Raw genomic sequence first — 22,595 nt, forward strand, 5'->3', positions numbered from 1 at the left:
ATAAACTTTTGCAGCACACGCTCAGCACACCTCAGAAGGACCCACCAGCCTTATGGCACGCCGCCAAACCACGCCCCCGGCAGGGGAAGCCAGCCAGGATTTCGTCGAGAACATCGTCGATATCGATGTCACTTCCGAGATGGAAGGCTCGTTCCTCGAGTACGCCTATTCCGTGATCTATTCGCGTGCGCTTCCGGACGCCCGCGACGGCCTCAAGCCGGTCCAGCGGCGCATCCTCTACATGATGTCCGACATGGGCCTGCGCCCGGACCGCGGACATGTCAAGAGCGCCCGCGTCGTCGGCGAGGTCATGGGCAAGCTGCACCCGCACGGCGATACCGCGATCTATGACGCCATGGTGCGCATGGCGCAGGACTTTTCGCTGCGGCTGCCGCTGATCGACGGGCACGGCAACTTCGGCTCCCTTGACGACGGCCCGGCCGCGCCGCGGTATACCGAAGCCCGGCTGGCGGCAGCGGCGCTGACCATGACGGACCACCTTGATGAAGACGTGGTGGACTTCGTCCCCAACTACGACAACCAGCTGACCCAGCCGGATGTCCTGCCGGCCGCGTTCCCGAACCTGCTGGTCAACGGCGCCACCGGCATTGCCGTGGGCATGGCCACGAACATGGCCCCGCACAACCTCGTCGAAGTCATTGCCGCCGCCCGGCACCTGATCGCCAGCCCGGACGCGACGCTCGGGGACATCATGAAGTACGTCCCGGGACCGGACCTGCCCACGGGCGGACGGATCGTGGGACTGGACGGCATCCGGGACGCCTACGCCACCGGCCGCGGCTCGTTCCGGACCCGCGCGAAGGTGGAGGTCGAGCAGCTCTCGGCCCGGCGGACGGGCCTCGTGGTCACGGAACTGCCGTACATGGTGGGTCCGGAAAAGGTCATCGAGAAAATCAAGGACGCCGTCAACGGCAAGAAGCTGACGGGCATCAGCGACGTCGTGGACCTCACCGACCGCAAGCACGGCCTGCGCCTCGTGATCGAGCTCAAGAACGGCTTCAACCCGACTGCCGTGCTGCAGCAGCTGTACCGCTACACGCCGATGGAGGATTCCTTCGGCATCAACAACGTGACACTCGTCGACGGCCAGCCGCAGACCCTGGGCCTGCTGCAGTTGCTGTCCGTCTACGTGGACCACCGGATCACCGTGGTACGGCGCCGGACCGCCTTCCGCCTGGGCAAGAAAAAGGACCGCCTGCACCTCGTGGAGGGCCTCCTCGTCGCGATCGTCGACATCGATGAGGTCATCCAGATCATCCGGTCCTCGGATGAGGCGGCCGCGGCCCGGACCCGGCTGATGTCCATCTACGACCTCTCCGAGATCCAGGCCAACTACATTCTGGAACTGCGCCTACGGCAGCTGACCAAGTACTCCCGGATCGAACTGGAAAAAGAGCAGGACGAACTGCGCCGGGACATCGCGGAGCTGGAAGCCATCCTCGGCTCGGACGGGCGGCTCCGCACCCTCGTTTCCGACGAACTGGCCGAGATCGCGGAAAAGTACGGCACCCCGCGCCGCACCGTCCTGCTCGAGTCCGAGGCGGTCTCCCCCACCGTCGCTGCCGCGCTGGCCGCCGCTCCCGGGGCGAAGGGCAAAGCCGCCCCACTGGCGCTGGAGATCGCCGATGACCCCTGCTGGGCCATCCTTACCGCCTCGGGCCAGATTGCCCGCACCGCGAACCAGGACAGCCTCGCCGAGGCCGGCCCGCGGACCAAACACGACGTCTTCCGTTCCGTGGTCAAGACCTCCGCGCGCGGCGAGATGGCCGCCGTGACCTCGCAGGGCCGGATGCTGCGGCTCCAGGTGATGGACATGCCGGTGCTGCCGCCGACGTCGGGCACCCCCAACCTGGCCGGCGGCGTTCCGGCCAAGGACTTCATCACCCTGCTCAAGGGCGAATCGCTGGTGGCCTTCGCGCCGCTGGATGAGGTGCTGGCGATCGGCACCGCGCAGGGCGTGGTCAAGCGGGTGCAGCCTGACTACCCGCTGAACCGCGAGGACTGGGAAGTCATCGCCCTCAAGGACAAGGACGCCGTGGTGGGGGTTGCGCCCGCCGGATCCGAGGACTCCGACCTCATCTTCCTGACGCGGCAGGCGCAACTGCTGCGCTTCGGCGCCTCGGCGGTCCGCCCGCAGGGCCGGACAGCGGGCGGTATGGCCGGTATCAAACTGGCCGCCGGAGACACCGTGGTGTTCTTCGGCACCGCCGGCGCATCCGACGACGCCGCCGTCGTCGTGACCATCGCCGGGACCGAGGGCGCCCTGCCGGGCACCGCCCCGGGAGCGGCCAAGGTCACCGCGCTGGCGGAGTATCCGGCCAAGGGCCGTGCCACAGCCGGTGTCAGGGCGCACCGTTTCCTCAAGGGCGAAGATACCCTGCTGCTGGCCTGGGCCGGGCACGGCCCGGCGAAGGCGTCGTCGCTGGCCGGCGTGGCCCGTTCGCTGCCCGGGGAGCACGGCCGCCGCGACGGTTCCGGTATCCCGCTCTCGCAGGCTGTCGACGCGATCGGGCCGAGCATGGCCTGGACCGCGGACGACGCCGTCCCGGCTGCCGGCTAAGCCAGGTCGGGCTCACAGGACGCACCAAGCCCGGGCGGCTGCGCTTCCGCAGGCGCCCGGGCTTGGTGCGTCCAACCTAGGGCATGTAATTGAGGCTCAAGATGTTGCCCTCAGTGTCCAGGAACCACGCAGCTGCGCTCCCGTCCGGCATGGTGGCAATGCCGTCTTCGGTTTTCAGGCCCGGAAAATCGTAATCCGCAAAAGTGACCCCCTTGGCCCGGAGTTCGGCAACGGCGGCGGGAAGGTCATCGACGACCCAGCCGATCTGCGTATTCTTCGCTGTCCCGGCGTTGGGCGTCTGGTAGAGGAGGAACCCGGTTCCGGAGCCGCACTTGTACTCCAGGTTGTCCCCGGCATCCGGGTTCTCGGGTTCGAGCTCGAGCTTGTCACGGTAGAAATCACGCGCACGGGCGATGTCCGCCGCCGGCAGCACTGCGCCGACTTGCTTATCCTTGAGCATGGCTATTCTCTTTCCAGGCCCGCCCCCCGGAAGGAATCATACTCCTTTGGAAACCGCGCGTCCCTGCCGGACGGGGCCCGGTTTCCAGTGGGATGACCTGGGCTGATCAACGTCCTCCAGCGGGCCGGGAGAAATGCACATAGACTGCCGGAATGCCTATCATCCCCGATATCAAGGACTGGACCTGGGTGCTGCAGCGGCCCTGTACGGAGTGCGGTTTCGATGCCTCGGCGGCCACGCCCGCGACGGCGCCCGGAATCGTGGCCAGCATGCTGCCACGCTGGCGTGCCGCCCTGCGGCGTCCGGACGTGGCAGACCGTCCCGACGAAGCAACCTGGTCGGTGCTCGAGTACGCCTGCCACGTCCGCGACGTGTTCGGCTTGTTCGACTACCGGCTGTCCCTCATGCTTACCCAGGACGACGCCCGTTTCAACGACTGGGACCAGGACCTTACCGCGCTTGAGAAGGACTACGCCAACTCCGACCCGGCCGAGGTCAGCGCCGGGCTGACCGCCGAGGGCGAGCAGATAGCCGCGTCCTTCGCCGGCGTTCCGGAGGAGGATTGGGGCCGCAAGGGCACCCGCAGCAACGGTTCGGGGTTCACTGTGCTGACGTTTGCCCAGTACTTCCTGCACGACGTCGTCCATCACCTCCACGATGTGGACGGCTAGCGCGTGGACGGCTAGCTACAGCTCCTTGTCCCAGGCCATGCTGTGGTTGACCGCGACGTAGCCCATCTTCGTGTACAGCGCCAGGGCACCGGTGGGGTTTTCCGAGTCGACGTCGAGTGACGCCTTGTCCATGCCCGCCGCGGCAAAACGGCTCATCGCATCGGCCAGGAGCGCCTGGGCAATGCCCCGGCCTCGGAACTCCCTGCGCACACCAAGCAGGTCGGTGTAGCCCTCGCGGAAGCCACGGGCATCCGCGCCTTCGGCGTCGTGGCTTGCCAACTGGTAGCCCGCCACCGTGCCGCTGGACCGCTCGATCACGACAGCGCTGAGGTCCGGGCGCATCTGCGGATCGTTCACCACAAAGCCCCAGGCTTCCTCGTCCCGCGGTTCGCTGCCCCAGTGGTCGCGGAAGACGTCGTTGTGCGCCAGCCGGACCGGTTCGTGCAGCTCCGGTCCGAAGGCCACGAGCTCCAGCCCCTCGTCGAGTGCGGCCTCGGGAACTCCGGCGTCGAGGGGCCGGTGCATCTCGTTGTAGTAGCGGACGATCCGGTAGCCGGAGTTGTCGAAGAGAGCCGCCTGGTGGGTGTGTTGCTGCTCCATGCAGAGCCGCAGCCTCGGCGCCGGGCCCGGCTCACCGGACACCGCATCCCCGGCGAACCGCTCCCGGGTCCGCTGTTCCAGCCAGCCGAGCAGGCCCGTCCCGATCCCCTGGCCCTGCCACGCCGGATCGACGCAACCAAAGCCGACCGCCTTGTCGCCTGACCGGCTCTTCGTGATCCGGCTGTAGGCGCGGGCCACCCCGACACTGTCGACGCCGAGGATGGTGTTCGCGGCGGCAGCGTTGTTCTTCGAGTCGAGGATCTGTGCCAGGTCGGCGCGCCGTTCGAACCAGACCGGCCGTTCGACGGCGGCGGTCCTGGCGATCAACTCGGCCCAGTTGTCGAGATCCGCCGAACCGGCGGGCTGCCACAAGAGCCTGGCGTCGAGGCTGGCGCGGGCGTCGGCGTCTCGGTATTGGTTCATTGGAACAGGCTAGCTTCCGGCTTAACCCCGTGCCAGCACCGCGTCCGCTGTGTCCGCAGCCGCGGCGTCGAGGTCCAGGCGGCTGTCCCCCGCGTCGATGTCCTCCGGGTTGTGCGTCACAAGGACCACGGTGCGGTCCCGGAGCCCATGCCGGAGTTCGGCCAGCAGGGCCCTGCCCGACTCCGTGTCCAGGTGGGCCGTGGGCTCATCGAGAAGGATCACATCCGCCCCGGTGAGCAGGGTGCGGGCGACAGCGAGCCGCTGGCGCTCCCCGCCGCTGAGGTGCGCCCCGCCGGGACCGATCCGGGTGTCCAGTCCATCTGCCGGGCCGCTTTCCATGTAGCCCGCCGGGCCGCGGTCCAGCCGGGCGAGGAGGGGACCGAGGCCCACCGCGGCGAGGGCCGCCCGCATGTCCTGCTCCACCGGCCCGCCCGGCCGGCCATCGCGCCGGCTCTCCGGGAGGCCGAGCATCAGGTTGCCGCGGATGGTGGAGTCGAACAAGTGCGCCTCCTGCGGGCACCAGGCTGCCGTGCCACTGACGTGGATCTGACCGCTCCGGGGCGGAAGGAAACCCAGAAGCACGGCCAGCATTGTGGATTTCCCGGAGCCCGACGCGCCGGTCACTGCGAGCCACCGTCCGGGTTCCGCCGTGGCGCTGAGCCCGGTGAAGACTGCCCAGCCGCCGGGCCAGGCAGCGGACAGCTCCCGCAATTCGACCCCGGGTTTGCCTGCAGGCCGCGCCGGCACCGGCACGAGTCCGCCGGCCTCCCCCGCCGGATCCGGATCGTACCGGTCCAGGACGCCGGCCGCACTGATCCGGCGCAGCACGGCGCGGAGGGCCGGGTACTGCCGGACCGCCGTCGTGATGGCCGCATAGGGTTCCACGAGGGCCAGGTGCAGAAGCACAACGACGGCGACCGTAGCGGGCTCCACCGACCCTCCGAGGGCCAGCGGCGCGGCCAGCACGGCACTGGACAGGGCGGCGGCCCCGCAGGCCAGTACCGTGAGGCCCTGGCCGAGGCCTTCGGCCCACGCGGACCTTTGGGAGGCCGCGGTCGCGGAGCGGTCGGCCGTGGTGATGGCGGCGAGGACCGGGCCGGAAACGCCGTTGGCGTGGAGTTCGGCGCGGGCGTCAAGGGCGGCCGCGACTCTCCGCAGCACGCCGGACCGAAGGCGTTGCTCGGTGCCGGCGGACATCCGGTCCGCAGCCAGGGCCAGCGCCGGCGCGGCGAGGAGGCTCAGCAGGGCGGCACCGATCGTGGCGGGAAGCGCGGCGGGCAGCAGCAGGCCGGTCCCCGTCACGGCCGCCACGGCGACGGCAACGGCAGTCAGCGGCGGAAGGACCACCCGTGGCAGCAGTTCCCGCACCGTGTCGACGTCGTCCACCACGGTGCCCAGGACGTTGCCGCCCTGCAGGAGGCGGCGCAGGGACAGCGCACGGCGGCTCAGCGATTCCCACAGCCGGCCGCGGAGCCGGGTCAGGGCGGAGAACACGGCGTCGTGCAGCAGGAGCCGCTCCGCGTAGCGCAGGGCAGCCCGGCCGACGCCGAAGAAGCGCACCCCAACGATCGCGGTGAGCAGGTAGAGGATGGGCGGCTGTTCGCTGGCACGGATGATCAGCCAGCCGGAGAGCCCGGCGAGGGCGACGGCGAAGAGGGCTGCCAGCGTGCCCACTGCTCCGGCGGCGGCGAATTTTCCTGCGACCGGGGCCAGCAGGCGGCGGAGTCGGGCCGCCGTGCCTGCCCGGACCGGCGGAGCAGCCGGCGCGTTATCCGTGCCGGCGGAGCCACGGGATCCGAGGTCCGCGGCCATCCCTGTCCCGGCCGGCACTTCCGGCCGCGACCCGGACTGGGTTCCGGGGAAGGATGCCGGTTCCACCTGGTGTGCTGCGGGCGCCGGGCCCGCCGTCGCGGCGCCCGGTCCGGCATGAGCCGCCGTGCCGGTTTTCGGTTCCACGGGCACCACGTCATCCGCCAGTTCGCGGGTCTGCCGGTCGTGCGCCACGAGCAAAACCGTGACTTTGCCGCGCAGCCCTTCGATGGCGTGGCTGACTACGGTCGCCGATGCGCGGTCCAGATGGGCGGTGGGTTCGTCGAGCAGCAGGACGGTGGCTCCGGCCTCGATCCGGGCCAGGCCGCGGGCCAGCGCCACGCGGCGCAGTTCCCCCGGGCTGAGTTCCGCCGGGTGTTTCGCGGCGAGGTGCCCCGCGGCGCAGGCTGCCAGGCAGCGGCGGGCAGCCGCATCGATCCGCCTGCCGGCAGCACCGCCGGCAGCGCTGTCTGCCGCTCCCCCGGTCCCGTGCAGGTACAGCCGGAGTTCGTCCATGACGGTGGGGGCCACCATCACGGGATGCTGCGGCACCCAGGCGACATCCGCCGTCGTGAAGCCTTCAAGCCGTCCGTCGACGGTGGTTCCGCCGCCGGCGCCGATGGTGCCGGCCAGCACGCCGAGGACGGTGCTTTTGCCCGCGCCGCTGGGCCCTGTGAGCGCCGTGATCTTCCCGGCCGCGGCCGTGAAGCTGAGCAGCCCGACGGCGGCGTCCGTCCTGCCGGCGTAGCGGACGGCCAGCCCGGCCACCGTCACCGGGGGTGGCCCGGCGGAATGTGCGGGATGTGCGGCCGCGCGGGTGGCGGACGGGGCCGCGACGGGGCGCAGAGGCACGGCTTCGGGCGCGTCGAGCAAGGCGGTGGTTTCGGCGAGCGCGGCGCGGCCGTCGTCGCTCGCGTGGTGGGCGGTGCCCAGCTCACGGAGCGGGAGGTAGCAGTCCGGGGCGAGGATCAGGGCCAGCAGCCCGGCCTCGAGGCCCATGTCCCCATGTACCAGCCGGACGCCGATAAAGACGGCGACCACGGCGACGGAGATCGTCGCGATGAGTTCCAGGGCGAGGGCCGAGAGGAACGCCGTGCGCAGGGTGCCCATGGTGCGGGAGCGGTACTCCTCGGAGATGTCCTCCAGTGCCTTGCGCTGGGCGGTGGCCCGGCCCAGGCCCACGAGCACCGGGAGGCCTTTGGCGAGTTCGAGCATGTGGCCGGACAGGCGGGCGAGCGCCGACTGGGCCTCCCGGACCCGGTCCTCGGTATAGCGCCCGATCAGGACCATGAACAGCGGCACGAGGGGCACGGTCAGCACGATCACGACGGCGCTGATCCAGTCGGCGAACAAAATCCGGGCCCCGAGCAGCAGCGGGATCGCCGCACAGTTCACCAGCGCCGGCAGGAACTGGGTGTAGTAGCTGTCCAGGGCGTCCAGTCCCCGCGTGGCCAGGATCGCGAGGCCGCCGTCGGCGGGTCCCGCGGTGCGGGTCCCGTTGCGCAGTGCGCGTTCGAGCAGCTGCGAGCGCAGCTCCTCCTTGACGCCCAGTGCGGCCCGCCGCGACGCGACGGCCTGGGCCCATACCGTCAGGGACCGCAGGACAACCCCGGCGAGTCCCCAGGCCAGTTGCTCGCCCCAGGCCGGGTTGTGGGCCATCAGTCCTGCGAGCATGGACGCGACCGCCTGTGCCATCAGGACGAGGGACAACGCTTTCAGGGCAGCGAGGAGGCCCAGCAGGTAGAGGGCGGAGCGGGTAGCGGGGCCGGACGGGAACTGCGGTCTCATCGGGTGTTAGTCCTTGGGTGCCAGCGCTTTGGCCGCGATCGCGGGCAGGAAACTGTGGGCCTCCGGGATGTGCGCGGCACTCACCCGGCGCCGGAACACCCAGTATGTCCAGGCCTGGTAGGCCAGCACGAGCGGGAGCCCGATACATGCGACGATGCTCATCAGCCCGAGGGTGTAGTCGGAGGAGGAAGCGTTGGAGACCGTCAGGTCGAACGCGGGGTTGAGCGTTGAGGGCAGCACCACCGGGAACGCGGCACCGAAGATCGACGCGCTGCCGAGCAACAGGAAGGCACCGAGGGCCAGGAATGCCCTGCCCTCCGCACCGTTGCGGGCGAAGTTCCACGCGAGGACGGCGGCTACCACTGCGGCGGCCACTGCGGCGACGGTCCAGGCTTCGCCGCTGAGCAACTGCAGGCTCACAGCCCACCCTGCGATCGGCAGCAGCAGCACCGGCAGGAGCCGGACGAACCACTGGCGGGCGCGGTGCCGGACCTCTCCGTCGGTTTTCAGGGACAGGAAGGCGAGGCCGTGCAGGAGGGAGAATCCGACGACGGCGAGTCCGCCGAGGACGGCATAGGCGCTGAACCACGCGAACGGACCGCCCTCCCGGTCACCGTTGGCGTTCAACGGCAGTCCCGTGGTGGTCAGGGCCAGCGCGGCGCCGACCCCGAACGCGGCGACGAACGAGCCGGCCGCAATGGCCCAGTCCCAGCGGGCCCGCCACTGCGGTGTGTCCACCTTGCCGCGGTATTCGAAGGCCACGGCGCGGAAGATGAGCGCCACCAGGACCAGCAGCAACGGCAGGTACAGCGCGGAGAACAGGGAGGCGTACCAGAGCGGGAAGGCCGCGAACGTGGCCCCGCCGGCAGTCAGGAGCCAGACTTCGTTTCCGTCCCACACCGGGCCGATCGTGTTCAGCAGGACTCGTCGTTCGGTGTTGTTCCTGGCGAACACTTTCATCAGCATGCCGACTCCGAGGTCAAAGCCCTCGAGAAAGAGGTAGCCCGTCCACAGCACCGCGATGGCGATGAACCAGATGGTGGGAAGCAGTTCCATGCTGAGTATCCTCTGCGTTTCGTTGGTGGCGGGGGCTTAGTAGGCGAACGCCAGGACGTCGTCTTCGGGTTTCCCGGTACCGGGCGGCCTGGGGGTGCCGTCCTCGTTTTCATCAACGGGGGCGTGCACCAGCTCCGGCATGGCCGAGGCCACGCCGCCCCGGATGTACTTGACCAGCAGCTTGACCTCCACCACCAGCAGCAACGCGTACACGGCGGTCAGTACCACGAGGGACGTCATCAGTTCCCCGGCAGAGACGCCCGGGGAGACCGCCGCGGCGGTGAACATAAAGACCTGGTCGATCCCGCTGGGATCCGGGTTCGGGGCGACGACGAACGGCTGCCGTCCCATTTCGGTGAAGATCCAGCCGGCGGCGTTGGCCCCGAAGGGTGCCAGGATCCCGACCACGGCCAGCCGCATGAGCCCGCGGGAGGCCGGGACGGTGCCCTTCCGGGTGAACCACAGTGCTGCCAGCGCCGCGAGGGCTGCCAGCCCGCCGAAGCCGATCATCATCCGGAAACCCCAGTAGGTGACTTCCATGACCGGTACGTACTGGATTTCCTGGCCGGCCCGGTCCCCGTAGATGGGGTTGTCCGGCAGGTGCGTGCCGTAGTCGGCCTTGTACTTCTCCAGGAGGCTGTTCACGCCTTTGACCTCGGTGGTGAAATCTCCCTTGGCCAGGAAGGACAGGATGCCGGGGACCTCGATCACGGCGACGATGTCATCGCAGTTCTTGGTGCCGAGGTTGCCCACGCTCAGCACGGAGAAGCCGGTGCCGTCGTGGCAGGCCGCCTCGGCCGCGGCCATCTTCATGGGCTGCTGCTCGAACATGAGCTTGCCCTGCAGGTCGCCGGTGAATGCGGTCCCGGCGAAGGAAATCATGGCGACGACGGCGCCGATCCGCAGCGAGCGGATCCAGACGGCATGGTCCGCGCGGTCCCGTCCGGGGACGGCGGATTCGCCGGGGACGACCATGCCGTCGGTTCCGACCGTGTCGATCCCGTCGTGGCGGCGGCGCCACAGGTGGTACCAGGCGATGCCCAGCAGGAACGCCCCTGCGACGGCGAGGGCACCGAAGAGCGTGTGTGGGACGGCGACGAGGGCGGTGTTGTTGGTGAAGACCGCCCAGGCGTCCGTCATGACGGGACGCCCGTTGACCATTTCGACGCCGACGGGGTGCTGCATCCAGCTGTTGGCCACGATGATGAAGTACGCGGAGAAAACCGAGCCGATGACGGCGATCCAGAGGCAGGCCAGGTGGATGCCGGGCTTGAGTTGCTTCCAGCCGAAGATCCACAGGCCCAGGAACGTCGATTCCACGAAGAAGGCCAGGAGCGCTTCCATCGCGAGCGGTGCCCCGAAGACGTCGCCGACGAATCGGCTGTATTCGCTCCAGGCCATGCCGAACTGGAACTCCTGCACAATGCCGGTGGCAACACCCATGATGAAGTTGATCAGGAAGAGCTTGCCCCAGAACTTCGTCATCCGGAGGTACTCCGGCCGGCCGGTGCGGTGCCAGAGCGTCTGGATGACGGCCACAACCAGGCCCAGGCCGATCGTGAGCGGCACCATCATGAAGTGGTAGACGGTCGTGATTCCGAATTGCCAGCGTGCGATTTCCAAGGCGTCCAAGGCAGTCCCTACTTTTGGCTCGGCGGGATACTTCTACGTAACGTAGAAATGTTTCTTCTACAGAGTGTAGAACACACGGGCACCTCCCTGCATCCCCAGACTCCCACGGCGTCGCACGGCCCGCAATGGACCGGCCGGCGGCTTCGGGCAGTACAGGCGACTCGCCGGGACCGACTGTTCTACTTCATGTAGAAAGAATGCGCAAAACGCGGTAAATTTAGTGCGGAAGATTTAACTACGCCACCCGGCGGGCAACGAGCCACCCGGGCGGCCGTCACAAAGGACGTACGGAATGGCTAGTCTCGGTGAACTGGAACGGGCAGTGATGGATCTGCTCTGGGCAGGCCAGGAGGCCGCAACAGCCAACACCCTGCGGGATCTGCTTGCGCAGACCACCCGCACGGAAGGCGGCACGACGGGACACGAAGGCAAGGACCTGGCCGTCACCACGGTGCTGACCGTGCTCTCCCGCCTCGAGCGCAAGGGCCTCGTGGAGCGCGAACGCGGCACCCGGCCGCACCGTTACCAGGCCGTATCCAGCCGGGCCGACCACACCGCTGAGCTTATGCACGAGGTCCTGGGGTCCGCACCGGACCGCGAGGCCGTGCTGGCGCGTTTCATCGGTTCCGTCACCGACACTGAAGCGGAAACGTTGCGCAAACTGCTGGGCCTCAGCTAGCGCCCGATGTTTTGGACCTCATGGTTTCTGGCGGTCCTCGCGATAGTCCTGGCCTGGCCGGTGCCTATCCTGCTCTCGCGCGCCCAGTGGCCGGCCCGGTCCCCGTTCACGGCCATGCTGCTCTGGCAGGCGATTGCCCTTGCCGGTGGCCTGTCGATGATCGGCGCCATGCTCGTTTACGGGCTGGAGCCGGCCGGCGATAACCTGCTGGCGGGTCTTGAGTCCCTGGCCGGCATGGTCTTCAACAACGCCCCCACCACCGTGCTGGGTTTCTGGCATATATTTGCCCTCTCTGCGGCAGCCCTGCTGACGGCGCACCTCGTCTTCACCTTGTTGCTGACCTATTACAAGATCCAGCGGCAGCGGCACCGCCACCGGGAACTGCTGGCCCTGCTCGCCTCGCCGTCCGCTGACGGCCCGAAGACCATGGTGCTCAACCTCGACTCGCCGGTGGCGTACTGCCTGCCGGGCGGTGCGCGCTCGGTCACTGTACTGTCCGACGGACTCATGGCGGCACTGGAACCCGCGGAGCTCCGCGCGGTCCTGATCCACGAGAACGCGCATCTCAGCCAGCGCCATCATCTCCTGCTCTGGGCTTTCGCGGCCTGGCGCCAGGCGCTGCCGTGGCTGCCGACCACGCGGCTGGCGCAGGAGGCGGTCAATTCGCTGATCGAAATGCTGGCCGACGATGTCGCGCTGAAGACCGAAAGCAAGGCGACGCTGATCAGGGCGATCGCGATCGTTGCCAGTGGCTTCCCCGCCGCCCCTGCCGGCCGTCTGGCGTTCGGTGAGCCGGAACTGCCCGACGCCGACGCCGGGCTGCCCGGCGCCACCGGCGGAACGGGCGGAACGGCGTCTGCCAGCACGACGGCGTCCCGGGTCACCCGCCTGCTCTCCCCGCAGCCGCCGCTGCCTGAGCCGCTGCGGCTTGCCGTGCTGGCTGCCTGCCTGCTGCTGCTAGCGGTGCCCACCGCCCTGCTGGTCGTTCCGGGCCTGCTCGGCTGACCTGCCGGCGGAAACGCCGCCGGAGCTCAGGCGTCGATGCGTTCCCGGTCCAGGCCGGCGGCCCCGGCGATGATGAAGTCCTTGCGGGGCGCGACGTCGGAGCCCATCAGCAGGTCAAAGGTCTCTTCGGCCTGCTTCGCGTTTTCGATCCCGACCTTGCGCAAGGTCCGATGCCGCGGGTCCATGGTGGTCTCGGCCAGCTGCTCCGCGTCCATTTCCCCGAGGCCCTTGTAGCGCTGGATCGGTTCCTTGTACCGCTTGCCGTCCTTGGCGAGGCGGGCCAGCAGCACGTGCAGCTCAGCCTCGGAGTAGGTGTAGATCATCTCGTTGGCCTTCTGGCCGGCGTTGATGACCTCCACCCGGTGCAGCGGCGGCACGGCGGCGAAGACCCTGCCTTCATCGATCATCGGGCGCATGTAGCGGAAGAACAGTGTCAGCAGGAGGGTCCGGATGTGGGCGCCGTCGACGTCGGCGTCGGTCATGAGGATGACCTTGCCATAGCGGGCGGCACTGATGTCGAAGCTCCGGCCGGAGCCGGCGCCCACCACCTGGATGAGCGCGGCGCATTCGGTGTTGGAGAGCATGTCCCCCACGGAGGCCTTCTGCACGTTGAGGATCTTGCCGCGGATCGGCAGCAGCGCCTGGAAATCGGAGGAACGCGCCAGCTTGGCCGTACCCAGCGCGGAGTCGCCTTCCACGATGAACAGTTCCGAGCGGGCGACGTCGTCGGTGCGGCAGTCCGCAAGCTTGGTGGGCATGGACGAGGTTTCCAGGGCGTTCTTGCGGCGCTGGGTTTCCTTGTGGACGCGGGCCGAGATGCGCGACTTCATCTCGCTGACGATTTTTTCGAGCAGCAGCGCGGACTGGGCCTTGTCGTTGCGGTTGGCGGAGTTCAGCTTGGCGTTGATTTCCTGCTCCACGACCTTCGCCACGATGGCGCGGACGGCGGACGTGCCCAGGATCTCCTTGGTCTGGCCCTCGAACTGCGGCTCGGCCAGGCGGACGGTCAGGACGGCGGTGAGTCCGGCGAAGATATCGTCCCTTTCGATTTTGTCGCTGCCCGCCTTGAGCTTGCGGGCGTTGCTTTCCACGGCCTTGCGGAACGTCTTGAGGAGGGCCTGCTCGAAGCCCGCCTGGTGGGTTCCGCCCTTGGGCGTAGAGATGATGTTGACGAAGCTGCGCACGGTGCTGTCGTAGCCAATGCCCCAGCGCAGCGCCACATCGACTTCGCAGTCGCGCTCCACTTCGGCGAGCTGGCTGTGGCCCCTCTCGTCCAGGACAGGAACGGTTTCCTTGAACTTGCCGGCGCCGTGCAGCCGCCAGATGTCAGTCACCGCGGGATCGGCGGCGAGGAATTCGACGAACTCGGAGAGGCCGCCGTCGTGGTGGAAGACCTCCTCGTGCGGGCCGGACTCCCCCGGCGTGCCCGCCACCCTGCGGTCGTCCCGGACCGTCAGCTTCAGGCCGGGGACCAGGAACGAGGTCTGCCGGGCGCGGGCGGCGAGCTCGTCGTAGGAGAACTTGGCGTCCGGGGTGAAGATCTGGCGGTCCGCCCAGTAGCGGATCCGGGTGCCGGTGACGCCGCGCTTGGCCTTCCCCACGATGTCCAGCACGGACCCGTCGATGAACGGCTCGAAGAGGGTCGCCGGGTCCGGCTTGGTTCCCGGATCCTTGAACCGGCCGGGCTCCCCCCGGCGGAAGGACATCTTGTAGGTCTTGCCGCCGCGGTCCACTTCAACGTCCAGCCGGGCGGACAGGGCGTTGACCACGGACGCGCCGACGCCGTGCAGGCCGCCGGAAGCGGTGTAGGAGCCGCCGCCGAACTTGCCGCCGGCGTGCAGTTTCGTGAAGACGACCTCGACGCCGGACAGCCCGGTTTTCGGTTCGATGTCCACCGGAACGCCACGGCCGTCGTCGTGGATTTCCACCGAGTTGTCGGCGTGCAGGATGATCTTGATGTCGTGGCCGAATCCGGCCAGGGCCTCATCGACGGAGTTATCGATGATCTCCCAGAGACAGTGCATGAGCCCCCGGGAGTCCGTGGAGCCGATGTACATGCCCGGGCGCTTGCGGACGGCCTCGAGGCCTTCCAGCACTGAGAGATGCCGGGCGGTGTAATCAGAACTTGGTGCCACGGGGCGGAAACTCCTTCAGGGACGGAACAGGCAGGGCGATTGAGCGCTCTTCCTAGGGTAGTGCAGTGCCGCCGCGCACCGGGTTGCCACTCCCGTCCGAGGCACGATGCCGCCCCCCGTTATCGAGACGTGATACGCGGACAGCGAAAGTGGTCCATCCTTGCCATGCTTTGGCTTCGAATGCTGGTTATATAGGTATACCGAACTACCAAGGAGGCCGAACATGACAGCAGCAGTTGCGGACCGCACACTCACCACCGTTGACCGGTGCGATCGTTGCGGAGCACAGGCATATGTCCGGGTTGTTCTCGGTGCCTCCGGTGGTGAGCTTCTCTTCTGCGGCCACCACGCACGCGCCGTAGAACCGACGCTCAGGCCGCTCAGCTCTGACTGGCACGATGAGACCGGACGCCTTCACGAGAAAGCACCGCTTCCCGTCGAGTAGTCCCTTTACTCTTTAGCAGACCAGGCCCCTCCGAATCGGAGGGGCCTGGTCCTTTTTAAGCACGCTGCCCCGCCAAGCACCCAGGCCGGGCATGCCGGCCAGGCAAGGCGATTAACCAACTGCGGGGCCACTCCGTACTGTTACTCGGGGAGGAACGGTACGGAGTGGCCCCGCAGTGCGATGACGCCGGACGTTAGTCCAGGTAGTCGCGCAGGACCTGCGACCGCGACGGGTGCCGCAGCTTGGACATGGTCTTGGATTCGATCTGGCGGATCCGCTCGCGCGTAACTCCGTAGACCTTGCCGATTTCGTCTAAAGTCTTCGGCTGTCCGTCGGTCAGGCCGAAACGCATGGCCACCACACCGGCCTCCCGCTCGGAGAGCGTGTCCAGGACGGAGTGCAGTTGTTCCTGCAGCAGGGTGAAGCTCACGGCATCGGCCGGGACCACGGCTTCGGAGTCCTCGATGAGGTCACCGAACTCGGAGTCGCCGTCTTCGCCCAGCGGGGTGTGCAGGGAGATCGGCTCGCGGCCGTACTTCTGGACCTCCACGACCTTTTCCGGAGTCATGTCCAGCTCGAGGGCCAGCTCTTCCGGGGTGGGTTCGCGGCCGAGGTCCTGGAGCATCTGGCGCTGCACGCGGGCCAGCTTGTTGATGACTTCCACCATGTGCACCGGGATGCGGATGGTGCGGGCCTGGTCGGCCATGGCGCGGGTGATCGCCTGGCGGATCCACCAGGTGGCGTAGGTGGAGAACTTGAAGCCCTTGGTGTAGTCGAACTTCTCGACAGCACGGATCAGGCCCAGGTTTCCTTCCTGGATGAGGTCCAGGAACAGCATGCCGCGGCCGGTGTAGCGCTTGGCCAGCGACACCACGAGGCGGAGGTTGGCCTCCAGCAGGTGGTTCTTGGCGCGCTTGCCGTCATGGATGACGAATTCGAATTCACGCTTGAGCTTCGGATCCATGGATCCGTCGTCGGCGTTGATCTTCTCTTCGGCAAACAGGCCTGCCTCAATGCGGAGGGCCAGGTCCACTTCCTGCTCGGCGTTCAGCAGGGCGACCTTGCCGATCTGCTTCAGGTAGTCCTTGACGGGGTCGGCAGTGGCGCCGGCCGACATGACCTGCTGCACGGGGGCATCGTCGTCGTCCGCATCGGAGTAGACGAAGCCGGAGCCTGTCGGGGCTGCGGCTGCCTTGGCGGGAATTTCTTCGCCGTCCTCGCCGATCTCGACGGCGGCTACCTCGTCGAGGTCGACGTCTTCGTCGTCGTCATCGCCGCGGGCGGCTTTGCCGGCGGCCTGCGCCGCGGCTTTAGCGCCGGGCTTGGGCCCGCGCTTTTTGGGTTCAGGCTTGGCGACCGCCGATGCGGTGCCGTCACCGTCGGCTGAGGCTGCGCCTTTGACAGCCTTGTTGGCTGCACGCGTGGCGGCGCGCTTGGCGTTCGTCGCCGCCTTCTTCTCCTCGGGGGACAATTCGGCCTGGTCGGCGGGTTCCTTCTTCGCGGAAGACGGGGTCACAGAAAACCTTTCTAGCGGCGGTCTGTGGAATCACCATACGGGCAACACCACTATGACCCTGTCAAGTCCGTGTTCAACATCAGAAGCAGCCACAGCCAGCAGAGCCACTTAGTAGAACTGCTGAGACGGCCGTAATGTTCCCTGTTTCCAAGGTTCGCTACTGGCTTCTGATACACGGACCCAACCGGGTCTCGGCAACCATTGTCTCACGGTTTTCAGAATCGGTGCCGTCACGCGGCCGGTACCGCGCCATGTGGTGAGTCCTGCATCCCTCCGCCCTCACGCGGCACCGGGTTCAAACCGCTGCCACGCCGCATCCCTCCTTCCAGCCCATCCGCAGAGGGTTCCGCGGCTCACCAGTTCGGCCAGCAGCCCGGCGAGCCGGTACCCCGGGAAGCGGACTTCGGCGCGGCGGAACAGGGCATCGGCGAAGGAGCCTTTCCCGCGGCACCATTCGATCCAGCCGCGTCCGGTCAGTGCGGCGGCGGAGGCTTCCCCGCCGGCCTCGCCCAGCTGGATCAGAACCCGCTCCAGGCGCGCCATCCGGGCCCAGTCAGGCACCGGCGGCGCAAGGCCGAGCAGCACCTCGCCGTATCCCGGGAGCGTCGACGGCCCCCTGCCGGGTCCGGCACCAGGTCCGGCACCGGCGCTTTCCGAGGGTGGCGGCAGGGGCGGGAAACCTGTCAGCGGTGGCAGCGGGATCCGAGGCAGCCTGGCGGTGCGGGCCTGGCTGTCGAAGATCCCGAAGTCCGAGGCACCCCGCTCGGCGGCCTCCGGGCCCGCGGCCGCCATCACGAGGACGGCATCCCGCCAGGCCGGAACGCACAAGGCTGCCCGCAGGTAGCCGGCGAGCTCCACGGGAAGCCCCTCCCCCGGCGGCGGGCCCAGCACCAGGGCCCAGACGTCCAGCACCCGGCCGAACTGCACCCGGTCGCGGGCGTGTCCGGCGAACAGCTGCGCCCAGTCGCGCTCGGAGTCGAGTACGGCCGGGTCCTCCAGCAGCGGGGACGGGAACAACGCGGGGGCACCGGGGGCGGGACCGACGGTGCTGCCGCGGAACACCAGCTCCGCATTGAGCGGGCTGTTCCTGATCTCGTCGATGGGCCGGCCGGGCGGGCCACAACACGTTGGATCGCTGCAGTAGGCGTTCCGCCAGTGCTCGGCGCCGATGAACCACGCGTCCCGCACCGGCATGCCGCTTTCCGCCAGGGCATGCTCCAGTTCTTCGAGCAGATCGGCCCAGTCGGCACCGTCCGTGCCGTCCGTGCCGTCCGTGCCGGTTCCGGTGGCGTCGTTCCCGGTGAAGAACGCGAGCAGCGAGCCGTCCGCCTCGTCGTCGGCCTCCAGGTAGCCGGCCACGGTCAGGGCAAAGCAGGCGGAGCCGCCGGGGTGGCCGCCGTCGGGGAGGTCCACCCGGAGCGTGGCTCCCAGCCGCTTGCCCTGCATGGTCATGGCGACGAGGCTGTGGGCGGGCCAGTACCCCAGGGAATGCGGGATGAACCCCAGGATGTCCTCGGGGCCGGTGATTTTTACGTGGTCGGGAGCTGTCATAACGCCAGCTTTGTCCCGTCGCGCCCCGCCGTCAGCCGGGGACCGGTCCTATGTGGACAAACCCGCTATGCGGACAAACCCCGTCAGGGCAGCCGGCGGCGTTCCGCGTTGAGCCGGCGTTGCCTGGCGAGTGCTTCGCGGAGCGGCGGCACCACGACGCCCTGGGCCGCCATCTGCCGGCGGACCTTGCGGCGGGTGATGAGAATGGCGCCGGCTCCCGCGGCGAGCAGAAGGAACTGGACGCTCAAGGCGATCCGGAACGAGTCCAGCCCGTAGAGCTCCCCCTGGGAAAAGTCCGTCGTGTGCAGCACGTCGAGCACCAGGCCGATCACATAGATGGCCACGAGCGAGGCGATGAACCCGCCGACGTTGACAATCCCCGTGGCGGTGCCGATCCGGTGGGCCGGGTTGAAGGTCCGGGCAAAGTCGAAGCCGATCATGGAGCCGGGACCGCCGATGGCCAGCACCACCACCAGCCCGGCCAGCAGCCACAGCGGGGACCTGCCCGGGTAGAGCAGCACCGCCGCCCAGGCCGCGGCCGTGGCGGCGGAGATGAGCAGGACCATGGTGGAGCGGCGCAGCGGATGCCGGGCCACGAAGGTCCCCATGAGGGGGCCGGCTGCGATGGCGGCCGCCACATACAGGGTCATGAGGCCGGAGACGGTGACGGTGTCCAGGCCTTGGGCGGAGATCAGGAACGGGTAGCCCCACGTCATCGCGAACACCGTGCCGCTGAACTGGACCGTGAAGTGGCTCCACAACCCGAGCCTTGTGCCGGGCTGACGCCAGGCGTGGGACAGCGAGACTCCTGTGGCGCGCAGCCCCTGGGACGGCGCGGGGGCGGGATGTCCCGCCGGCAGGTCCTGGAGCAGGATCAGCACAAGCACGACGGCGAGGGCGGACATGGCGGCCAGCGTCAGGAAAGCCGGCGTCCAGCCCGCCGAGTGCAGGATCATGGCGAAGGGCACCACGCTGAAGAGCTGGCCGAGCTGGCCGGACATGCCGGTCAGCTGGGTGAGCAGCGGCACGCGGGCCGGAGCGAACCAGATCGGGATCAGCCGGATGACGGCGATAAAGGTCATGGCGTCCCCGGCGCCGACGAGCACGCGGCCCAGGACGCCGCCGGGGATGCTGTCCGCGAAGGCCAGCTCCAGCTGTCCGAGCCCCATCAGCAGCGCGCCGGCGGCGATCATGGCGCGCGAACCGAAGCGGTCCACGAGCACTCCCACCGGGATTTGCAGACCCGCGTAGACGAGGAGCTGCAGGACGGTGAAGAAGGAGATTTCGGCCGCGCTGGCGTGGAATCGTTCGGTGGCTTCCAGGCCGACGACGCCAAAGGACGTGCGCTGGCAGACCGCCACCAGGTAGGCAAAGATTCCGATGATCCAGATCAGCCAGGCGCGGGGGGAGGTCACTCCCCCATTATGCCCGCCGCGGAACAAATATTATTTATTCCCCGGGTTCTTTACGGGCAAGGTAGGCTTCCACGGCCGCGCCGAGGGCGTCGGCGTTGGGCAGCTGGTCGTTCTCGTCGGCCAGCAGCGAACGCCGCACGGTCCCCTCAGCCTTCTCGTCGTAGCGGGATTCCAGCCGTGACACGACCTGCTGGACATCCTCCGAGGCGTCGATCTGCTCGGCGATCTGGCGGCCCACTTCGCGGCCGGCCTCGCGGAGGCGGTCCGTGGGGAGCATGAGCGACGTGGCCGCGCCGAGGTATTCCAGCCCGGCGACGGCGGCCGGGGGGTATTCGGCTTCCGCGAGGTAGTGCGGGACGTGGATGACGTAACCGGCCACGTTGCGGCCTGCCGCCGCGAGCCGCATCTCGAGGACATGCCCCACGGCGGCGGGCACCTCGACCGTCGGCTTCCACACCGAGATGCCCTCGATGAGCTCCGGGCGGTTGCCATGGACGGTCACGCCCACGGGCCGCGTGTGCGGGACCGGCATGGGGATGGAGTGGATCCAGGTGGCCAGATTGACCTCCAGGTCCTCGACAATGCCGACGACGGCGCGGGCGAACCGTTCCCACTGCAGATCCGGCTCGAACCCGGCCAGGAGGAGGAAGGGGCTTCCCAGCCCGTCAACCAGCCGATACAGGGCCAGGCTCGGGGCCCGGTAGTCCTGGAGATGGTCTTCCACGAAGCTCACCTGGGGACGCCTGGTCCGGTAGTCGATCAGCTGGTCGGCGTCGAACTCGGCGATCATTTCCGAGTCGAGCGTATCCAGCATTTCGCCGGTGATCTGCTGGACCACGTGGCCGGCGTCGGCGAAGCCGGTGAATCCCATGACAAGGTTCAGTCCGCGCATCTCCGGGCTGTGGAACAGCGCGTCATCACGCAGATAGAGCGATTCGGGATCCAACAAGGATCCGGATATCCGTTCAATCACGGCATGTTCCTTTCTCAGTAGCGGCGGTGGGAGGCACGGGTCGAGGCCCGGCGCGGCGGATTCCTCCGCAGGCAACGGCCCGGCGGGTTTGTGGCTCCGATACTCCATACAACGCCCCGACCCGCGGTGGAATTCCTGCCTCCGGTGTGGTCCAGCTCTCATTCAATTGAACACCCGTGCGGGGGAGAGACTACGATCGGAACTGGCCTCATTGACGGCCTTGTAGACACCCGGGTCACGTCTCAAGCCGACTGTGGCTCAGGTCCCATGGCAGGGCGCCGAACATGCAGTTCCTGCCGAAAAATCAGAGAGAATTGAGGACTGTCCTCGTGGTCAAGAATACTGAAGTCAAACTTAGTGCAGTCGCCGGGGAGCTGAAGAAGTCCCCCAGTGACGCCCTCGTCATCGGCGTGGGACAGGGGCCCGACGGTCCCGTGCTGCTGAGCAACCCCTTGTCGGCCAAGGCCGCCGAGGCGCTGGCGGAATCACTGAGCGTTCTTGGCATCACCGGGGCAGCCGACCAGGCCCACCGACTGCCCGGCCTGCCGGAAGCCGGAGCGGCCGTACTGGTGCTCGCCGGCGTCGGCAAGCTCGCCGCGGGCCAGCCTCTGACTGAGGAGGCACTGCGCCGCGCCGCCGGCTCCGCCGTCCGCCAGCTGGCCGGTGTCGCAACCGTCACCCTGGCGCTCCCGACGTCGTCACTGGGCGACGTCGCCGCCGTCGCCGAAGGCGCCGCGATGGGCGCCTACTCGTTCACCGAGCACCGCTCCTCCAAGGACGGTCTCAAGGACCCGGTGAAGAACGTCGTGATCGTCACGGACCTCGCCACGGACAGGGGCTTGCCGCCGGTACTGAATCGCGCCGCGCTGATCGGCAAAGCCGTCAATGCCACCCGCACCCTGGTCAACCAGCCCCCGAGCCACCTCTTCCCCGAGTCGTTCGCCGACGCCGCCAAGGAACTGTCCAAGGGCCTGCCCGTCAAGGTGACCGTCTGGGACGAGAAGCGCCTTGAAAAGGAGGGCTTCGGCGGCATCCTCGGCGTCGGCAAGGGCTCCACCCGCCAGCCGCGCCTCGTCAAGGTCGAATACGCGCCGGCCAGGGCCACCGCCAAGATCGCGCTCGTTGGCAAGGGCATCACGTTCGACACCGGCGGCATCTCGCTCAAGCCGCATCTGGGCATGGGCGACATGAAGTCCGACATGGCGGGCGCCGCCGTCGTCCTCAACACAGTCCTGGCCCTTGCAGGCCTGGGCCTGCCCGTCAAGGCGACCGCCTGGCTGTGCATCGCCGAGAATATGCCGTCCGGCGCCGCCCAGCGCCCCGCCGATGTCATGACCATCTTCGGCGGCAAGACCGTCGAGGTCCTCAACACCGACGCCGAGGGCCGCCTGGTCATGGCCGACGGCATCGTGGCCGCGAGCCAGGAATTCCCGGACGCCATCATCGACGTCGCCACCCTCACCGGCGCTCAGCTGATCGCCCTCGGCGACCGCACCGCCGGCGTCATGGGATCCGATTCCGTCACCGGACCGATCAAGGCCGCCGCCGACCGCGCGGGCGAACTGGTCTGGCCGATGCCGCTGCCCGAGGAACTGCGCGCCAGCCTCGATTCCCAGGTTGCGGACATCGCCAACATCGGCGAACGCCACGGCGGCATGATGACCGCCGCGGTGTTCCTGCGGGAATTCGTCGGCAAGGGCAAGGATGGCGAGCAGATCCCCTGGGCGCACATCGACATCGCCGGACCGTCGTTCAACAACGGCAGCCCCTACGGCTACAACCACAAGCAGGGCACCGGCTCCACGGTGCGGACCCTCGTGGCGTACGTCGAGGATGTCCTGGCCAAAACCGTCTAG

At 68.3% G+C, this 22,595-nt stretch carries 16 protein-coding genes; 6 read left to right on the forward strand and 10 right to left on the reverse strand.

The genetic code is table 11. The features are described from left to right. Nucleotides 1-52: 52 nt before the first annotated feature. Complete coding sequence (locus ABIB51_RS14000) at nt 53-2,581, forward strand: DNA gyrase/topoisomerase IV subunit A (RefSeq protein WP_354188983.1); 2,529 nt, start codon at nt 53-55, stop codon at nt 2,579-2,581. Nucleotides 2,582-2,657: 76 nt separating this feature from the next. Here the strand turns inward: ABIB51_RS14000 and ABIB51_RS14005 are convergent, their stop codons facing one another. After that, entirely contained in the window at nt 2,658-3,041 is a 384-nt protein-coding gene (locus tag ABIB51_RS14005; protein WP_354188984.1) for a VOC family protein, read from the reverse strand. Nucleotides 3,042-3,193: 152 nt separating this feature from the next. Here ABIB51_RS14005 and ABIB51_RS14010 point away from each other — a divergent pair, with 152 nt between their 5' ends. After that, nucleotides 3,194-3,712 carry a DinB family protein gene (locus ABIB51_RS14010; protein WP_354188986.1) on the forward strand — a complete coding sequence of 173 codons (519 nt, stop codon included), beginning with the start codon at nt 3,194-3,196 and terminating at the stop codon, nt 3,710-3,712. Nucleotides 3,713-3,727: 15 nt separating this feature from the next. Here the strand turns inward: ABIB51_RS14010 and ABIB51_RS14015 are convergent, their stop codons facing one another. From ABIB51_RS14015 to ABIB51_RS14030, 4 genes are read right to left on the reverse strand one after another with little or no spacing between them, the layout of a single operon-like run. After that, complete coding sequence (locus ABIB51_RS14015) at nt 3,728-4,735, reverse strand: GNAT family N-acetyltransferase (protein WP_354188988.1); 1,008 nt, start codon at nt 4,733-4,735, stop codon at nt 3,728-3,730. A 21-nt stretch (nt 4,736-4,756) separates the two neighbouring features. Next, nucleotides 4,757-8,332: a thiol reductant ABC exporter subunit CydD gene (cydD, locus tag ABIB51_RS14020; protein WP_354188990.1), complete on the reverse strand. Its 3,576-nt coding sequence runs from the start codon at nt 8,330-8,332 to the stop codon at nt 4,757-4,759. Between the two features lie 6 nt (nt 8,333-8,338). Next, nucleotides 8,339-9,388, reverse strand: coding sequence for a cytochrome d ubiquinol oxidase subunit II (cydB, locus tag ABIB51_RS14025; protein WP_354188992.1), 1,050 nt, complete (start codon nt 9,386-9,388; stop codon nt 8,339-8,341). 36 nt (nt 9,389-9,424) lie between these two features. Then, a complete protein-coding gene (locus ABIB51_RS14030; RefSeq protein ID WP_354188994.1) occupies nt 9,425-11,020 on the reverse strand; it encodes a cytochrome ubiquinol oxidase subunit I in 1,596 nt (531 codons plus the stop codon). Nucleotides 11,021-11,312: 292 nt separating this feature from the next. Between ABIB51_RS14030 and ABIB51_RS14035 the strand changes: the two genes are divergently transcribed. Together ABIB51_RS14035 and ABIB51_RS14040 are read left to right on the forward strand one after the other, a co-directional pair. After that, nucleotides 11,313-11,699: a BlaI/MecI/CopY family transcriptional regulator gene (locus ABIB51_RS14035; protein WP_354188996.1), complete on the forward strand. Its 387-nt coding sequence runs from the start codon at nt 11,313-11,315 to the stop codon at nt 11,697-11,699. A gap of 6 nt (nt 11,700-11,705) precedes the next feature. Further along, nucleotides 11,706-12,704 (forward strand): M56 family metallopeptidase, encoded by a 999-nt coding sequence (locus ABIB51_RS14040; RefSeq protein WP_354188998.1) that lies wholly within the window; start codon nt 11,706-11,708, stop codon nt 12,702-12,704. A 26-nt stretch (nt 12,705-12,730) separates the two neighbouring features. Here ABIB51_RS14040 and ABIB51_RS14045 read toward each other — a convergent pair whose 3' ends face one another. Then, nucleotides 12,731-14,839 (reverse strand): DNA gyrase/topoisomerase IV subunit B, encoded by a 2,109-nt coding sequence (locus ABIB51_RS14045; protein ID WP_354189000.1) that lies wholly within the window; start codon nt 14,837-14,839, stop codon nt 12,731-12,733. A 223-nt stretch (nt 14,840-15,062) separates the two neighbouring features. Here ABIB51_RS14045 and ABIB51_RS14050 point away from each other — a divergent pair, with 223 nt between their 5' ends. Continuing rightward, entirely contained in the window at nt 15,063-15,284 is a 222-nt protein-coding gene (locus ABIB51_RS14050) for a DUF7455 domain-containing protein (RefSeq protein ID WP_354189002.1), read from the forward strand. A gap of 193 nt (nt 15,285-15,477) precedes the next feature. On the opposite strand, the gene ABIB51_RS14055 is transcribed toward ABIB51_RS14050, so the two are convergent. The 4 genes from ABIB51_RS14055 to ABIB51_RS14070 form a co-directional block, all read right to left on the reverse strand. Next, a complete protein-coding gene (locus ABIB51_RS14055; RefSeq protein WP_354189004.1) occupies nt 15,478-16,800 on the reverse strand; it encodes an RNA polymerase sigma factor in 1,323 nt (440 codons plus the stop codon). A 279-nt stretch (nt 16,801-17,079) separates the two neighbouring features. Then, nucleotides 17,080-18,351, reverse strand: coding sequence for a DUF4192 family protein (locus ABIB51_RS14060; RefSeq protein ID WP_354189006.1), 1,272 nt, complete (start codon nt 18,349-18,351; stop codon nt 17,080-17,082). Between the two features lie 83 nt (nt 18,352-18,434). Then, on the reverse strand, nt 18,435-19,766 hold the full coding sequence (locus ABIB51_RS14065; protein ID WP_354189008.1) for an MFS transporter: 1,332 nt from the start codon (nt 19,764-19,766) through the stop codon (nt 18,435-18,437). 34 nt (nt 19,767-19,800) lie between these two features. Next, complete coding sequence (locus ABIB51_RS14070) at nt 19,801-20,739, reverse strand: proteasome assembly chaperone family protein (protein ID WP_354189009.1); 939 nt, start codon at nt 20,737-20,739, stop codon at nt 19,801-19,803. A gap of 329 nt (nt 20,740-21,068) precedes the next feature. Here ABIB51_RS14070 and ABIB51_RS14075 point away from each other — a divergent pair, with 329 nt between their 5' ends. Continuing rightward, nucleotides 21,069-22,595, forward strand: a complete 1,527-nt coding sequence (locus ABIB51_RS14075) for a leucyl aminopeptidase (protein ID WP_354189011.1) — start codon at nt 21,069-21,071, stop codon at nt 22,593-22,595.

It is taken from the genome of Arthrobacter sp. UYCu712, assembly GCF_040547005.1.
GTDB lineage: Bacteria > Actinomycetota > Actinomycetes > Actinomycetales > Micrococcaceae > Arthrobacter.

Coding starts and splice junctions, on each gene's coding strand:
- ABIB51_RS14000 (WP_354188983.1), top strand. CDS start 53: ATGGCACGCCGCCAAACCACGCCCCCGGCAGGGGAAGCCAGCCAGGAT.
- ABIB51_RS14060 (WP_354189006.1), bottom strand. CDS start 18,351: ATGACAGCTCCCGACCACGTAAAAATCACCGGCCCCGAGGACATCCTG.
- cydB (WP_354188992.1), bottom strand. CDS start 9,388: ATGGAACTGCTTCCCACCATCTGGTTCATCGCCATCGCGGTGCTGTGG.
- ABIB51_RS14050 (WP_354189002.1), top strand. CDS start 15,063: ATGACAGCAGCAGTTGCGGACCGCACACTCACCACCGTTGACCGGTGC.
- ABIB51_RS14010 (WP_354188986.1), top strand. CDS start 3,194: ATGCCTATCATCCCCGATATCAAGGACTGGACCTGGGTGCTGCAGCGG.
- ABIB51_RS14015 (WP_354188988.1), bottom strand. CDS start 4,735: ATGAACCAATACCGAGACGCCGACGCCCGCGCCAGCCTCGACGCCAGG.
- cydD (WP_354188990.1), bottom strand. CDS start 8,332: ATGAGACCGCAGTTCCCGTCCGGCCCCGCTACCCGCTCCGCCCTCTAC.
- ABIB51_RS14040 (WP_354188998.1), top strand. CDS start 11,706: ATGTTTTGGACCTCATGGTTTCTGGCGGTCCTCGCGATAGTCCTGGCC.
- ABIB51_RS14035 (WP_354188996.1), top strand. CDS start 11,313: ATGGCTAGTCTCGGTGAACTGGAACGGGCAGTGATGGATCTGCTCTGG.
- ABIB51_RS14005 (WP_354188984.1), bottom strand. CDS start 3,041: ATGCTCAAGGATAAGCAAGTCGGCGCAGTGCTGCCGGCGGCGGACATC.